The sequence below is a fragment of the Komagataeibacter medellinensis NBRC 3288 genome (assembly GCF_000182745.2).
Classification (GTDB): domain Bacteria; phylum Pseudomonadota; class Alphaproteobacteria; order Acetobacterales; family Acetobacteraceae; genus Komagataeibacter; species Komagataeibacter medellinensis.
In genome coordinates this window covers 639,108-654,392 of sequence record NC_016027.1, presented here as the reverse complement: position 1 = coordinate 654,392, position 15,285 = coordinate 639,108, and the positions used below count along the sequence as shown (strand labels likewise).

Annotated in this window: 11 protein-coding genes; 5 read left to right on the top strand and 6 right to left on the bottom strand. The window is 62.7% G+C overall.

The window, feature by feature from the left end; genetic code table 11:
• The first annotated feature begins 21 nt into the window (after positions 1-21).
• Together cobS and GLX_RS02925 are read left to right on the top strand one after the other, a co-directional pair.
• On the top strand, positions 22-1,047 hold the full coding sequence (cobS, locus tag GLX_RS02930) for a cobaltochelatase subunit CobS (protein WP_014104543.1): 1,026 nt from the start codon (positions 22-24) through the stop codon (positions 1,045-1,047).
• 18 nt (positions 1,048-1,065) lie between these two features.
• Positions 1,066-2,964 carry a cobaltochelatase CobT-related protein gene (locus GLX_RS02925; protein WP_014104542.1) on the top strand — a complete coding sequence of 633 codons (1,899 nt, stop codon included), beginning with the start codon at positions 1,066-1,068 and terminating at the stop codon, positions 2,962-2,964.
• Between the two features lie 59 nt (positions 2,965-3,023).
• On the opposite strand, the gene GLX_RS02920 is transcribed toward GLX_RS02925, so the two are convergent.
• Entirely contained in the window at positions 3,024-4,457 is a 1,434-nt protein-coding gene (locus GLX_RS02920) for a pyridoxal phosphate-dependent decarboxylase family protein (protein WP_014104541.1), read from the bottom strand.
• Between the two features lie 74 nt (positions 4,458-4,531).
• Positions 4,532-5,494 carry a bile acid:sodium symporter family protein gene (locus GLX_RS02915; protein WP_041247592.1) on the bottom strand — a complete coding sequence of 321 codons (963 nt, stop codon included), beginning with the start codon at positions 5,492-5,494 and terminating at the stop codon, positions 4,532-4,534.
• Between the two features lie 89 nt (positions 5,495-5,583).
• Between GLX_RS02915 and GLX_RS02910 the strand changes: the two genes are divergently transcribed.
• On the top strand, positions 5,584-6,516 hold the full coding sequence (locus GLX_RS02910) for a hypothetical protein (protein ID WP_014104539.1): 933 nt from the start codon (positions 5,584-5,586) through the stop codon (positions 6,514-6,516).
• A gap of 108 nt (positions 6,517-6,624) precedes the next feature.
• On the opposite strand, the gene mfd is transcribed toward GLX_RS02910, so the two are convergent.
• Together mfd and GLX_RS02900 are read right to left on the bottom strand one after the other, a co-directional pair.
• On the bottom strand, positions 6,625-10,107 hold the full coding sequence (gene mfd, locus GLX_RS02905; RefSeq protein WP_014104538.1) for a transcription-repair coupling factor: 3,483 nt from the start codon (positions 10,105-10,107) through the stop codon (positions 6,625-6,627).
• Complete coding sequence (locus GLX_RS02900) at positions 10,104-10,415, bottom strand: succinate dehydrogenase assembly factor 2 (RefSeq protein ID WP_041247127.1); 312 nt, start codon at positions 10,413-10,415, stop codon at positions 10,104-10,106. Before GLX_RS02900 ends, mfd begins: the two co-directional genes overlap by 4 nt.
• Positions 10,416-10,525: 110 nt before the next feature.
• Between GLX_RS02900 and recG the strand changes: the two genes are divergently transcribed.
• Entirely contained in the window at positions 10,526-12,673 is a 2,148-nt protein-coding gene (gene recG, locus GLX_RS02895; RefSeq protein WP_041247126.1) for an ATP-dependent DNA helicase RecG, read from the top strand.
• On the opposite strand, the gene acuR is transcribed toward recG, so the two are convergent.
• Positions 12,612-13,343, bottom strand: a complete 732-nt coding sequence (acuR, locus tag GLX_RS02890) for an acrylate utilization transcriptional regulator AcuR (protein WP_041247125.1) — start codon at positions 13,341-13,343, stop codon at positions 12,612-12,614. The two genes, recG and acuR, sit on opposite strands and share 62 nt — an antisense overlap.
• 382 nt (positions 13,344-13,725) lie before the next feature.
• On the opposite strand from acuR, the gene GLX_RS19185 reads away from it, so the two are divergent.
• The gene (locus GLX_RS19185; protein ID WP_014104534.1) at positions 13,726-14,418 is read left to right on the top strand and encodes a cold-shock protein; all 693 of its coding nucleotides are present in this window, start codon (positions 13,726-13,728) and stop codon (positions 14,416-14,418) included.
• Between the two features lie 372 nt (positions 14,419-14,790).
• On the opposite strand, the gene smpB is transcribed toward GLX_RS19185, so the two are convergent.
• Positions 14,791-15,285, bottom strand: coding sequence for an SsrA-binding protein SmpB (gene smpB / locus GLX_RS02880; RefSeq protein WP_014104533.1), 495 nt, complete (start codon positions 15,283-15,285; stop codon positions 14,791-14,793).

Genomic DNA, 15,285 nt, shown 5'->3' with positions numbered 1-15,285 from the left:
GTGACGGACGAGAAAAAGCAGATGAACGAACCCGCAGACCTGACAACTGCCGCAGTGGATGCCAACGGCACGCCGCTTCCCGCCATTTCAGCTGTTTCCGCCCCTGATCTACAGGTCACGGCGCGCGATGTGTTCGGCATCGACAGCGACATGAAGGTTCCGGCTTTTTCCGTGCGTACCGAGCATGTTCCTGAAATCGACCCTTCCTACAAATTCGATCACGATACCACGCTGGCCATTCTGGCGGGCTTCGCCTTCAACCGCCGTGTCATGGTCCAGGGCTACCACGGCACGGGCAAGTCATCTCATATCGAACAGGTGGCGGCACGGCTGAACTGGCCTAGCGTGCGTATCAACCTCGACAGCCACATCTCGCGCATCGACCTGATCGGCAAGGATGCGATCGTGCTGAAGGATGGCCAGCAGATCACTGAATTCCGCGAAGGTCTGCTGCCCTGGGGGCTGCAGCACCCCTGCGCGCTGGTATTTGATGAATACGATGCCGGCCGCCCGGATGTGATGTTCGTGATCCAACGCGTGCTGGAGGTGGAAGGCCACCTGACTCTGCTTGACCAGAACCGCGTCATCCGTCCGCACCCCTTCTTCCGCCTGTTCGCCACTGCCAACACCGTGGGGCTGGGTGATACGACGGGGCTGTACCACGGCACCCAGCAGATCAATCAGGGCCAGATGGACCGCTGGAATATTGTGACCACGCTGAACTACCTGCCTCACGCGCAGGAAACCGCCATCGTAATGGCCAAGATGGGCATCGACCCCAAAAAGGACGAGGTCGGGCGCAAGCGGGTGGAAAGCATGGTGGCGTTGGCGGACCTGACGCGCTCGGGGTTCATTGCGGGGGATATCTCCACCGTCATGTCACCGCGAACGGTGATCAGCTGGGCGCAGAATTTCGATATTTTCAAAGATCTTGCCTTTGCCTTCCGCGTTACCTTCCTCAACAAGTGCGACGAGGCGGAACGCCCCACGGTGGCGGAATATTATCAGCGCTGCTTCAACGCCAGCCCGCTGGCGCCCCGGGATTGATGGCAGGGCAGGCAATCCATGCGTGAGAACCGGAAAAACGCCTCTTCCCCCAAGTCCGAGCTTGAAGCCATGCGGGCTGAGCGATTCAAGCGCGCAACGGTAGGCGCCGTGCGCGCCATGGGTGGTAAGGCGCAGGCGGAGGTCTCTTTCCTTAACGGACCTGTTCCCTCGGGCGTATCCGTTACCGGCATGCATGTACGCCTGCCCCATCCCACGCAGCGGATGACGGATGCGGAAATGACCCGCATGCGTGGCGCGGCCGACGCCGCTGCCCTACGCCTGCGCCATCACAACGCGGCCCTGCATGACCACGCCCGCCCCCCGGCAGGTGAAGCGCGTGAAGTGTATGACATACTGGAACAGGCGCGGGTGGAAAGCCTGGGTGCGCGGCACATGGCAGGCGTCGCTGCCAACCTTGATGCGCGCCTTGCACAGGAATGCGCGGATCTGGGCATGGACCGCCTGCCCAGCCATACCAGGCTGCCTACCCCGCTTGCGCTGGGGTTGCTGGCGCGTGCGCGCATGTCCGGCCAGCCGGTGGTGGAGTCCATGCGCGACCTCATGGCGCGCTGGTTTGATGACATGCCGCCCGCCGCCCGCCGTGCACTGGACGAGATGGTATCGCGTCAGGACAGCCAGACCGATTTTGCACAGGCCGCGCGCAGGCTGCTCATGGCCTGTTCGCTGCTGGAACAGGAAACCACGCCCGATGAAGCCGCTGATGACGGTACGGCCGAGGCAGAGGCTGCCAGCACCGAAGATGAAGAACAGGGTGAGGACGTAACCCCCGAGCCGCAGGATGACGGCCCGGAGGAGGACGACAGTTCCCAGCCCATGCAGATGTCGCAGGGCACGGGTACGGGCGATGACGAACCCGAGGATGGTGAACAGGGTGGTACTGCCAGCGGATCGGAAGAAGCCGGTGGCCCCGGTGAGGAAGACGCGCCGCCCGACGACACGCCGCCCGCCTACCGTGCCTTCACCACCGTGTATGACGAGGAAATTGCCGCCGAGGATCTGTGCGACGGGGAGGAACTCTCCCGTCTGCGCCAGACGCTGGACCAGCAGCTTGTCAGCATGCAGGGCGTTGTCTCCAAGCTGGCCAACCGCCTGCAGCGCAAGCTCATGGCGCAGCAGACACGGGCGTGGGAGTTCGATCTGGAAGAAGGCATGCTCGATGCCGGGCGGCTTTCGCGCATTGTGGTCAATCCCATGCTCTCGCTATCTTACAAGCGTGAGCGGGATACGGATTTCCGCGATACGGTCGTGACCCTGCTGATCGACAATTCGGGCTCCATGCGCGGGCGGCCGATCTCGGTTGCCGCCATGTGTGGCGATATCCTTGCCCGCACGCTCGAACGCTGTGCGGTCAAGGTGGAAGTGCTGGGCTTTACCACGCGTGCATGGAAGGGTGGGCGCAGCCGGGAGGCATGGGTCCAGGCGGGCAAGCCCGAAAACCCCGGCAGGCTCAATGACCTGCGCCACATCGTGTACAAGGCCGCCGACATGCCGTGGCGGCGCGCGCGGCGCAATCTTGGCCTGATGCTGCGCGAGGGGCTACTCAAGGAAAACATTGATGGCGAGGCCCTGCTCTGGGCGCAGCGCAGGCTTGCCGCGCGGGCCGAGGCACGGCGGATCCTGATGGTCATATCCGATGGTGCGCCGGTGGATGACAGCACGCTTTCCGCCAATCCCGGTTCCTATCTGGAAAATCACCTGCGTGAGGTGATTGCCCATATCGAGACACGTACCACGACCGAACTGCTTGCCATTGGCATTGGCCATGACGTGACGCGCTATTACCGCCGCGCCGTCACCATTACCGACCCCGAGGAACTGGGCGGCACGATGATGAAGAAGTTGTCTGAACTGTTTGCGGAAGAAGCATTGCGCAGCAGGCCCCGCCGCGGGGGCTGAGTGCGGCTACCCTTCCCCTGTCCCGCCCCGCTCCGGTCATGGAGCGGGGTTTTTCATGTTCAGGCTGCGATGAGCCTGCGGTCGGCCAGTTCCAGCAGGGCATCAAGCATGCGGTCCACGTCGGCCGTGGTGGTGCGGTGGTTGACAATGGCGGCCCGCACCGCCTTGTGGCCGTTGATGACGGTGGTGGACGGTGCCGCGATCCCGCTTTCATGCAGGTCCTTGACCACTTCGCCATTGAAGTGGTCAAGGTCGGCTACCGGGGCGATGATACGGAAGCACACAATATTCAATGTTACCGGCGCCAGGAGTTCCAGCCGTGGGTTGGCTTCGACCCGGTTGGCAAGGTGGCGGGCAATGGCACAGCAGTTGGCGATCATATCGCCCATGCCATCGGCGCCGTAGGTGCCCAGTGTCATCCAGACCTTGAGTGCACGGAACCCGCGAGACAGGTCAGGTCCCAGGTCACAATACCATGGCGCGTTGGTGGCAAGGCCCCGGTCCTCGCGCGCAAGGTAGGCGCGTGACTGGGCGAAGGCTGCCGCCTGCACGCCGGGCCTGCGCACGAGGATACAGCCGGCATCGTACTGGACCTGCGCCCATTTATGGAAGTCGAACGCCACGCTATCGGCGCGTTCCAGCCCGCGTAGGCTGGGCCGCAGCGTATCAGACAGCATGGCCAGCGCACCGAATGCGCCATCGACATGGAACCAGATGTTCTCCCGTGCCGCGATATCGGCTAGGGCGGCAAGGTCATCAATCGCACCCGTATCTACCGTGCCTGCCGTGCCGATCACCATGAACGGCTCGAAACCCGCCGCGCGGTCGCGCGCAATGGCCTGTTCCAGTTCGGGCAGGATCATGCGGTTATCCGCGCCGACCGGGATCACGCGCAGGGCATCGGTACCCAGCCCCGTCAGGTCAAACGCGCGGGCAATGCAGCCATGAGCGGTGGCGGCGGCATAGCCCACAAGTTTGCGCGTGCCCACGCCCCCTGCCCGCATGGCCAGCCCGTCGGGTACGGCACGGCTGGCGGTGATCACGGCAATCATGTTGGCCATGGAAGAACCGGTGACCAGCAGGCCCGTGGTCTCGGTCGGGAAGCCGCACATCTCGGCCGCCCAGCGGATAACCTCGCGCTCGACCTCGATCGGGGCGTGGTCGCGGCCACCACAATTGGCGTTCAGCCCACCTGCCAGCAGTTCGGCCAGCATGCCCATGGCCGTGCCGCCGCCATGCACCCAGCCCATGAAGCCGGGGTGGATGTTGCCGGTAGAATAAGGTTCCACCAGTTCGCGGAAACGGGCATACAGTTCCTGCGGCGGGGTGGGGTCATGCGGCAGGCCGGTACGTAGCTGCGCGCGCAAGGTGGCGGGCATGGGCTGCCAGACCGGGCGCTCGCGCAGGGTGGACAGACGGTTGAACATGTCATCCACCATCTCGTGGCCCAGTGCACGCAGTGCATCCCAGTTATCCGGGTCCAGTCCTGTCATCTTTCCTACCCATCCATGCAGTTGTTTATGGCGTGCTTACATAGGGGGGATTGGGGCGTGCGTGCAATGCAGCGTCAGTCCGCCCCTTCCGCCTGCGCCCCCAGGCGGCGCGCCAGGGTGGCGCAGGCAAAAAGCTGGATCTGGTGATAGATCATGACCGGTAGTACGATCAGCCCTACATCGGCATGGGAAAACAGCACGCTTGCAATCGGCACGCCCGATGCAAGCGACTTCTTGGATCCGCAGAACAGGATCGCAACCCGGTCCGTGCGCTCGAAATTGCCCATACGCCCCACCAGCCGTGTCAGCCCCAGCACGATGGCCAGGATGACGATGTCCACCAACGCCACGCGACCGAGTTGCATGGGAGGCAGCCGGTGCCACAGTCCCTGCACCACCGCCTCGCTGAAGGCGGTATAGACCACGACCAGGATCGAACCCCGGTCGGAGAAGGACAGCAGTTTCTTGTGCCGGTGCGCCCATGCCCCGATCCATGGCTGCGCCACCTGTCCCACGATAAAGGGCACCAGCAGTTCCAGCACGATCGGCCCGATACCCCCGCCGCCGCCCGTTGCCGCATGCCGTGCGAGTACAAGGCCCACCAGCAGCGGGGTCAGAAAAATGCCCAGTATATTTGACAGCGTGGCCGAGCAGATGGCCGCTGCCACATTGCCGCGCGCAATGGAAGTGAACGCGATGGAGGACTGCACCGTGGAAGGCAGGCAGCACAGGAACAAAACCCCTGTCCACATTGGCCCCTCCAGCAGGTCGGGGGCAAGCGTATGCAGTGCCACGCCAAGCAGCGGAAAAAGGGCAAATGTACACAGCCCGATGGCCAGGTGAACCCGCCAGCCTGTAACACCTTCCATCACCGCGCGGCGTGACAGGCGCGCGCCCTGTAGGAAAAACATGTTCGCGATCATGATGATGGCAAGCGTATTGAATATGTTAACCCCTACCCCGCGGCAGGGTACGACGCTGGCCAGCATCACGGTGGCCAGCAGGCACAGGAGAAAGGAATCAAGCTTGCGGAACATGATCGGGAACCTGCCATGGGAAACTGTGATGGCGGGCCATATCATACGGCATTGCATCTGTCGTATAATCACGCCAACTTGTAGCGCAAATGAAGACATTCCTCCTTACCACCGCCATTGCCGCCTTGTCCTGTATCGGGGTGGCGCGGGCAACTGCCCTGCCTGCAACCTGTGCTCATGTGGTGGTGGCCAGCAGCCAGCCACATGGGGCGGGATCATTGGCCGGGCATGGCTATGACCTGTCGCTTGCGGGCGATGCCCAGCGGACGTTCCACGCGGGTGACATTACGGCCACCGGCACGGGGTTGGACCCCCAGGCCCTGCGGGATATGGAGGATGTCGCCTCCCTCGTGCTGCTGGCCACCCTAACCGGCCATCATTCGGAAGGGTGCGCGCAGGATTACTTTGCCGCCGCCGCGACCCCCATCATGGAGGGGCTGCGCGCGGGCCACAGCTATGACCTGATATGGCAGGACGGCCAGTTGACCAGCGGGGCGACAAAACTGTCCTTTCGTCGTGCGCATCTGCATCTGGGCGGTGCCAGAAGCGACGACACGCCCTCAACCCTTACACTTGATACGCAGGGCGTTGGTATAACCGGCACCCACAATATTCTGCTGGCTAGTGCCCTGCCTCAGCAGGCTACGGCCAATGCCTCTGTTCCCGGTTCGGCACTGGTGTCTCTGGCCACTGCCATTACCGGGCACCCGGCGCACAATATCATGGTGCCACTGCATGTCTCCTCGCTGAACGCTCAGCGCGGAAGCATGCAGGTTACCGGTAACGGGGATGCCAACCTGACGGGCAATACCGATGCATCCTCCGCCACGGGACATATACAGGTGCAGAACCTTGACGCCGTGATCGATACCCTGCGCAATGCGGGTCAGACACGGGCCAGTGCCGCGCTGGTGCTGGCCAAGCTGTTCGGGCACAAGGCGGCATCGGGCGGCACATCATGGGATGTCAGCTGGGAGGGTGGGGTCATGACCGTCAATCACATCCCCCTGCCCATTCGTTAAAACGGCAGTGCGAAGCCTGACGGGCCATACTGGCCTGTCAGGCATCTGCCCCAACGCTCCCTTAACCCCTGCCCGTGTGGAACAGGTAATATGGCCCTTCCGCCGGGGTCAGGCTGATACGCCTGCGTCTGCCTGCACCATATGAACCAGTGCGGCAAGCACCTTGCGGGCCTGCGCGATCCGCTGGGCATTGGTCATTTCACGTATGATTGCAAGCTTGTGGTCGGGACGCAGGCGGACATTGGCTTCCTTCTGCTTTGCAATCCACGCCACCAGTCCCGCTGGGTTGGCAAACGTGTTGCCACGGAACTGGATGACCATACCCTTGGGACCTGCTTCAAGCCGTTCCACGCCTGCTTCACGGCACATACGCTTGAGGGTGACGACATCCAGCAGGTTGCGTACTTCGTCCGGTAGCGTGCCGAAGCGGTCCACCAGTTCGGCCTCCATTGCCTCGACCTCCGCATCGTTGGCCAGTGCCGCAATGCGGCGGTACAGGCCAAGGCGCACGGGCAGGTCGGTGACATAGGTGTCCGGGATCAGTACCGGCAGCCCAAGGATGATGTTGGGCGTCCAGTCACGGTCCAACAGCCTGCGCCGCCCTTTTTCCGTGCGCAGGTCGGCCACCGCATCTTCCAGCATCTGCTGGTACAGTTCGATGCCTACTTCACGGATATGGCCCGACTGCTCATCGCCCAGCAGGTTGCCCGCACCACGCAGGTCAAGGTCGTGAGAAGCCAGCGTGAAGCCCGCGCCCAGCGTATCCAGTGTCTGCATGACTTCCAGCCGCTTCTGCGCCGCAGCCGAGAGCACATGTGTCTGCGGCCACGTAAGGTAGGCATAGCCGCGTTGCTTGCCACGGCCCACGCGCCCACGCAGCTGGTACAGCTGTCCCAGCCCGAACATGTCGGCGCGGTGGATGATGAGAGTATTGACCGCAGGCATGTCCAGCCCGCTTTCCACGATGTTGGTGGACAGCAGGATGTCATATTTGCCGTCACTGAACTCGGTCATTACCCGTTCCAGCTCGGTTGGCGTCAGGCGACCATGGGCCTGTACCAGTCGGGCATCAGGCACGATTTCATGCAGGCGCGTGGCCATGCGGTCCAGATCTTCGATACGCGGCACGACACAGAACACCTGCCCGCCACGAAAGCGTTCGCGCTGGATCGCCTCGCGGATCACCACGCTGTCGAATGGCATGATGAAGGTGCGTACCGCCAGCCGGTCGGTAGGCGGCGTGGCGATCAGGCTCATTTCCCGTACACCGGTCAGCGCCAGTTGCAACGTGCGTGGCAGCGGGGTGGCGGAAAGGGTGAGCACATGCACGTCCTCACGCAGCGCCTTGAGCTTTTCCTTGTGGGCCACGCCAAAATGCTGCTCCTCATCGACGATCAGCAGGCCGAGATCGGCGAATTTGACCGTTTTGGCCAGCAGCGCATGTGTGCCGATCACGATATTGACCGTGCCATCGGTCAGCCCCTTGCGCACGGCGGTCGCTTCCTTGGGCGTGACCATGCGCGAAAGCTGTGCCACATTGACCGGCAGCCCGTTAAAGCGGGCGGAGAACGTGCGGTAATGCTGTCGGGCCAGCAGCGTGGTTGGCACCACCACCGCCACCTGTGCACCCGACATGGCGGCGACGAAGGCGGCTCGCAGCGCGACTTCGGTCTTGCCAAAGCCCACATCGCCACAGACCAGCCGGTCCATCGGCCTGCCCGATGCCATGTCATCCAGCACGTCGGCAATGGCGCGGGATTGATCCTCGGTCTCGACAAAGGGGAAGCGGGCGCAGAATTCGTCCCACATCCCGTCTTCTGGTGTAATGGCCGGGGCTTCGCGCAGGGCGCGGGCTGCGGCCGTGCGGATCAGTTCACCCGCCATGTCGCGGATGCGCTGCTTCATCTTCGCCTTGCGCGACTGCCATGACACGCCGCCCAGCTTGTCCAGCGCCACATGGGCCTGATCGGAGCCAAAGCGGCTGAGCAGTTCGATGTTCTCCACCGGCAGGAACAGCTTCTCATTGCCGTCATAGATCAGGCGCAGACAGTCATGGGGCGCTGTGCCCACACCAATCGTCTCCAGCCCGTCATAGCGGCCGATGCCGTAATCCTGATGCACGATCAGGTCGCCTTCGGCAATTTCCGATGCTTCGGATATGAACTGGTCAGCCTTCTTGCGGCGGCGCGGCGGGCGGGAAATCCGCTCACCCAGCAGGTCCTGTTCGGACACAAACGCCACATTGTCCGCAACGAAGCCACGGTCCAGCCCCAGCGTCAGCAGGCCGACGGTGCCGGGCCTGAGCTTCTGCGCTTCTTTCCACGTGGTATAGGTCTGCACCGGCAGGCGGTATTCACGCAGCAGCACGCCAATGCGTTCGCATGAACCCCTGCTCCACGCCGTGACATAGGCGCGCCTGCCGGTCTGCGACCATTCTTCCACCCGTGCATGCAGCATGGGGAAGACGTTTTCACGTCCCTCGGTCACGGTCTTGGCAAACATCTGTCCGGGCCTGCCGCCCGCATCCATGCCCGGTGCGCCGTCAGGCTGGGCAAAGGGCATGAACACTACGGCCTTGCGGCCCGCAATTATCGCATCCCACCCCTTGCGGTCGAGATACATGAGGTGAGGCGGCAGCGGGCGGTAGGGCACCTCGCCTTCGCGCGTGGGCTGCCTGCGGGCATCATAATGGTCGGCAATCATTTCCAGGCGGGTGACCAGCACCTCTTCCGCCTGGTTGGCCAGTGATATGGACACACCGGGCAGGTAGTCCACCAGCGTTTCCATCTGTTCATGGAACAGCGGCAACCAGTGTTCCATCCCCGCATGGCGTCGGCCATCGGATATATGCTGGTAAAGCGGGTCACTGGCGGCGGCAGGCCCGAACAGGTCGCGCCAGCTGGTGCGGAAACGCGAGATACTGGCGGGATCGAGGCTGAAATCCGCTACCGGCCGCATGGTCAGGCTGTCGATCTTCGCGGTCGAGCGCTGGGTTCCGGGGTCGAAGCGGCGGATGTTTTCCACCTCGTCCCCAAACAGGTCAAGACGCACCGGTTCACTGTCGCCTGCGGGGAAAATATCAAAAATGCCGCCGCGGGTGGCAAACTCCCCCTGTTCCATCACCGTGTCGGTGCGGTTGTATCCATGCGCGATCAGCAGTTCCATCAGGAATGGCGCATCCAGGCTTTCGCCTGTTCTGATGGTGATCGACTGCCCGGCAAAGGCGGCGCGCGGGGCCACACGCTGGATCAGCCCCATTACCGTGGTCAGCACGATGCGGGGGGCAGTCGCCTTTTCCAGAAGGCGGGTCAGGGTGGCCACCCGTTCCGCCACAATGGCGGGATTGGGGGAGACACGGTCATACGGCAGGCAGTCCCAGCCGGGAAAACGCAGGATTTCGGCATCCGGCGCCACAAAGGCCAACTGCTCGGCAATACGGGCCAGGCCCGCATCATCACGACAGACATGCAGCACCGGGCCAGGCCCCTCGCGCAGCCTGCGTGCGATCAGGAAAGCGTCATACCCGTCCGGCACGCCCCATACGGGCAGAGGTGCATCGGGTGCCAGCGAAAAGCCTGCCGTCGTGTTCATTTTCCGCCCCGGATCGCGGCCAGACGGGCGGGGTCGGTCGCATCGGCCATGATTTCGCGCATCATGGGGGTATTCAGACTCTCCGGCACGGGGCGGCGACCGCTCAGCCAGTCGGCCAGATCGGCATCGGGCAGGTCCATCACTGCTTCCAGCGCATCAAGCTGGGCTTCGGTCATGCCTTCCAGCCGGGGGGCGACAAAGCCGCCAATCAGCACGTCGGTCTCATGTGTGCCACGATGCGTGGCGCGGTAATAGATCTTCCGGCGTCGTGTATCGAGACGGGAGAGGTCAGGCGTTCTGGCTTCCATTGCGTTCCACCCCTGTAATGTATGGTTGTGTTTTGTTCCGTGGCGCAGGTGTCCTATAGCCCTCATGCGGGCATCTGTCAGCCCGCAAGACCAGCATGCCACCCCGCAGGATGAACCGTCGCGTGTCCGATACCGCCTTCCCGCCCACCAATTCCCTTCTTGCCCCGCTGCTTGCGGGGGTGGAGACGCTGAAGGGGGTAAAGCCCGCCACGGCAAAGCTGCTGGCGCGGGTGGCTGGTGGCGGGCGGGTGATCGACCTTCTGTTTCATCTGCCGGAATCGGTTGTAGATCGGCGGTACCGCCCCAACCTTGGGCAGGCGGAAACGGGACGTGTGTGTACCCTGCATGTCACGGTCACGCGCGTCGTGCCGCCTGCGCCTGGTGGCGGCAGGGGCAAGCGGCCATGGCGGGTGGGCGTGACCGATGGTACGGCGGATGCGGACCTGGTATTCTTTTCCCCCCATCAGGCCCGCAGGCTGGAAGCGGGGCAGGAGATATGCGTATCAGGCACGCTGGAACGTTTTGGTGAACGGCTGAACATGGCCCATCCCGATTATGTCGTACCCGCCGCCCGCATGTCGGAAATTCCGCTGTTGGACCCGGTCTGGCCGCTTACGGCCGGGCTGTTTGCCAGCCAGGTGCGTGCTGCCATCCGCGCAGCGTTCGATATCTTCCCCCCCCTGCCCGAATGGCAGGATACCAGCGTGCTGAAGCAGCGCCGGTGGCCAGGGTTCGAGGATGCGCTGCGCACGTTGCACCGCCCGTGCGATATGCCCGACCTGCTGGAGGGCGATGCGCTGGTAGCCGCATCCGAACGGGCCCGTGCGCGGCTGGCGTGTGATGATCTGCTGGCCCAGCAGGTGGCTATGGCGCAGGCACGCAGGCTTAACCGCCTGCGGCCGGGGCGTGCGGTTGTGGGCGATGGCAGCCTGCGGCGGGTGGTGCTGTCGCGTTTCGGGCATGAGCCGACCACGGCACAGGTACGCGCGCTGGCGGAAATTGATGCCGATCTGGCAGCCCCGCGCCAGATGACGCGCCTGTTGCAGGGGGATGTGGGCGCGGGCAAGACGCTGGTCGCTTTGCAGGCCATGCTGGGTGCGGTGGAAGCTGGTCATCAGGCCGCCCTTATGGCTCCGACCGAAATTCTGGCCCGCCAGCATCTGGCAACTTTTGAGCGCCTGTCCCCCGTGTCCGTGGCCTTTCTGAGCGGCAGCGTGAAGGGTAAGGCCCGGCGGGAGGCGCTGGCGCGGATTGCCGATGGTACGGCGCGACTGGTTATCGGCACACATGCCCTGTTTCAGGAAAGTGTGGTGTTCCATGATCTTGCCCTTGCCGTGATTGACGAGCAGCATCGTTTTGGCGTTGAACAGCGCGCCATGCTGGGCGAAAAAGGCCCCCAGACCGATGTTCTGGTCATGACCGCCACCCCCATTCCGCGCAGCCTGCTGCTGACGCAGTGGGGGGACATGCAGGTCAGCCGGCTGGATGTAAAACCGGCAGGCCGCAAGCCGGTGCGCACGTCGCTGCATGCGCTTTCGGCCATGGGGGAACTGCTGGCGGGCATGGAGCGTGCGCTGGCCCGTGGCGCGCGTATATTCTGGGTCTGCCCGCTGGTGAGCGAGAGCGAGACGACCGACATCGCCGCAGCCGAAGCCCGACACGAAGCCTTGGGCGCGCATTTTGGGACACAGGCCGTGGGGCTTGCCCATGGCCAGCAGGATATTACGCTGCGCGAGCAGGCCATTGCCGATTTTGCACAGGGCCGGACCCGTATCCTAGTTGCTACCACCGTGATCGAGGTGGGAGTGGATATTCCCGATGCCACCGTCATGATCATCGAGCATGCCGAGCGGTTTGGCCTGGCCCAGTTGCATCAGTTGCGTGGCCGCGTGGGCCGTGGGCTGGCGGAATCCTACTGCCTTCTGCTGCATGACAGCGCGCTGGGCCAGACCGCACGCCGCAGGCTGGCGCTATTACGTGAGACGGAGGATGGTTTCTTAATCGCCGATGAGGATTTCCGCCTGCGTGGCGGCGGTGACGTGGCGGGTCGGCGGCAGTCGGGCATGCCGGACCTGCGGCTGGCCAGCCCCCTGCATGTGGACATGCTGCTGACCCTGGCGGCCCAGGATGCACGGCGGCTGGTTGATACCCCGCCCGGTCAGCGCCCCCCTGCCCTGCAGGCCCGTGAGCCTGCCGTCAGCTTGCTGCTTGAATTGTTTTCGCGTGCACGGGCCGTGCGGGCGATACGCGCAGGCTAGGCTTTGCCGCCACCGGCAGGCTGACCCCGAGCTGTTGTGCTGTCTGGGCAAGGTAGAAGCTGGTGAACAGGTCCAGCGGGGTGGCATCATGCGCCATGCGCGCGTGCAATACCGCCCCTTCCCATCCGATCCAGAAATAGCGTGCAAGGCCGGTGCACAGCCGCTTTTGTTCCGGTGTGGGACGGGGGGCGAAAACATCAAGCAGGCAGTCGGCTACCCGCTGTTCCCACCCCTGCATGATGGTAAGGAGCAGGCCATTGAACGAATCGGGAATGATATCGATTTCCTGACCGAGATTGCCGATCAGGCATCCGCGCCGGAAATTGTACTGCTCCATGCCCCCTTTCGCATCGTGCATGAAATTGAGCAGGCGTTGCAGCGGGGGTTCCTTCGCGTCGGTCAGCCACAGGTCCAGCTTGGCATTGAAATAATCGGCATAATATCCGATCAGGGCCTGACCGAATTCTTCCTTGCTGCTGAAGCAGTAATAGAACGACCCTTTTGAAATGCCCGTGGCGTTCAGCACGTCATCCACGCAGGTGGAGGAAAAGCCTTTTTCCGTCAATAACTCCACCCCTGCACGCACCAGCATGGCGCGCGTGCCTTCGGGCGCGCGGGCGGTTTTGGGCGGTCGGCCCCGACCGCGCCGGGGAGGGGTGACATTGGACATGGGGGCGTTCTTACCAGCAGGAATCAAGGGCTCAAGACAGTACCTGCGCCTGATAATGTGCGAGTGAGAATAAAATGCAAGGATGATTGTTGAATTTAATTTGCACCTTTGTGATGACATGTTTTTGCATCCCTGCCCCTCACAAACTGTTCAGAATGAAAATTCGTGTGGCAACCACCATGCGGAATATGCTTTGGTGTTGTTGATGCCGATGCGATTTATGCTAGGGTCACCGCAGGAGTTAGAGACTGTTTTTCTGAACCGGGTCCACCCGCATCTGCGGTTAACGCCAGTCAGGCCAGTTTCTATCCCGCAAACGTGCTTTCATTCGGTGATGTCCCGAAAAGGGACAGCCACCACCTAGACCTCGGGATTACGACCGTTGAGAAGTAACAGGACCGACCGCAGCTCCCGCTCCCCGCGCCGCGGCGGGTTTGACGACGATTTCATGTCGTCGCCTTCATTTGGTGACCGCAGCAGCGCCCCGCCGCCGCGCCGCTCCTTTGGTGGTGGAGGTGGTGGTCCGCAGATCGTCGCTTCCGGGCCGGAAATCAGCGCCACTGTAAAGTGGTTCAACAGCGAGAAGGGCTTCGGCTTTGTCGAGCTGTCCGATGGATCAGGTGACGTGTTCCTGCACGCCAATGCCCTGAATCCCACCGGCCATGCCACGGTAGCCCCCGGTACCACGCTGGTGGTGCAGATCGGTCAGGGCCCCAAGGGTCGCCAGGTTGCCGCTGTCCTTTCCGTTGACGAAAGCACGGCACAGCCCGAGCGCCCGCGTGCCCCGGCAGGATTCGGTGCAGCAGGCGGTGCGCCCCGCGGCGGCTTCTCCCGCTCCGGTCGTCCCACGCCCGACCTGTCCCATGCCCAGGATATGCGTGGTACGGTCAAGTGGTACAACGCTACCAAGGGCTTTGGCTTCATCACGCCGGAAAATGGCGGCAAGGACATTTTTGTCCATGCTTCCGCTCTGGAGCGTTCGGGCCTGTCCGGCCTGACGGAGGGCCAGACGGCAAATGTGCAGGTGGTCGAAGGCCAGAAAGGCCCGGAAGCCGCAGCACTGTCGGTTGACTGATTGCTCCCCTCCCCCTTTCCGCCAATTGTGGAAGGGGATGAAGGGATAAGGAAACAGGGCCATCCCGCACGGGTGGCCCTGTTTTTTATTGTCCGGTTTGTAACGGCAATGCGTTTTGTGCAGGCCCTGCCTGGAATATCGGGTGCCTGACCGTTTTTCCTGTCTGCCTTAATGGCGACGGTAAGGTTGATCGGGCAAACGGTAGGAATGTGTATCCGAAAAGAAGTTTTTCAACCGGAAGCCGCAGCACTGTCGGTTGAAAGATTCAGGGAGCACCGCCCTTTTGAAAGAAGACGGCACCTGAAAACTTTTCTCACAATGGATTATTTTAAAACCATTCCCTGATCTGTAACGAGGCGTCGACCCATGGGCCTAGTCATCGCGCCCCTTGTTACGGATCAGGCGGGCTTTGTCGCGTGCCCAGTCACGATCAGCAATAGCCTGACGCTTGTCGGCCTTTTTGCGGCCTTCACCCACGCCGAGTGTCAGCTTGGCAAGCCCGCGACTGTTGAAGTGGATATCCAGCGGGACAAGGGTTACGCCGTTGCGTGCGGTCTCGCCTAGCAGTTTGTCTACCTGCTTCTTGTGCAGCAGCAGTTTGCGTGGGGCGCGGGGTTCAAAACGCGACAGCACACCGCCCTGATATTCAGGAATGTAGCTGTTAATCAGCCAGATTTCACCATTACGTTCCCCGGCATAGGCTTCGTTTATGGTGGCGCGGCCCATGCGCAGGCTCTTGACCTCGGGCCCCTTCAGCACAAGCCCCGCTTCCACTGTCTCGACAATGGTGTAGTTGAAGCGCCCTTTGCGGTTCTGGGCGGCAATCCCGGTGGAGATCATGCCGCTGCCCTTGCTCTTGGCTGCCAT

Coding starts and splice junctions, on each gene's coding strand:
- cobS (WP_014104543.1), top strand. CDS start 22: ATGAACGAACCCGCAGACCTGACAACTGCCGCAGTGGATGCCAACGGC.
- smpB (WP_014104533.1), bottom strand. CDS start 15,285: ATGGCAGCCAAGAGCAAGGGCAGCGGCATGATCTCCACCGGGATTGCC.
- GLX_RS02900 (WP_041247127.1), bottom strand. CDS start 10,415: ATGGAAGCCAGAACGCCTGACCTCTCCCGTCTCGATACACGACGCCGG.
- mfd (WP_014104538.1), bottom strand. CDS start 10,107: ATGAACACGACGGCAGGCTTTTCGCTGGCACCCGATGCACCTCTGCCC.
- acuR (WP_041247125.1), bottom strand. CDS start 13,343: ATGTCCAATGTCACCCCTCCCCGGCGCGGTCGGGGCCGACCGCCCAAA.
- recG (WP_041247126.1), top strand. CDS start 10,526: ATGAACCGTCGCGTGTCCGATACCGCCTTCCCGCCCACCAATTCCCTT.
- GLX_RS02920 (WP_014104541.1), bottom strand. CDS start 4,457: ATGACAGGACTGGACCCGGATAACTGGGATGCACTGCGTGCACTGGGC.
- GLX_RS02915 (WP_041247592.1), bottom strand. CDS start 5,494: ATGTTCCGCAAGCTTGATTCCTTTCTCCTGTGCCTGCTGGCCACCGTG.
- GLX_RS02925 (WP_014104542.1), top strand. CDS start 1,066: ATGCGTGAGAACCGGAAAAACGCCTCTTCCCCCAAGTCCGAGCTTGAA.
- GLX_RS02910 (WP_014104539.1), top strand. CDS start 5,584: ATGAAGACATTCCTCCTTACCACCGCCATTGCCGCCTTGTCCTGTATC.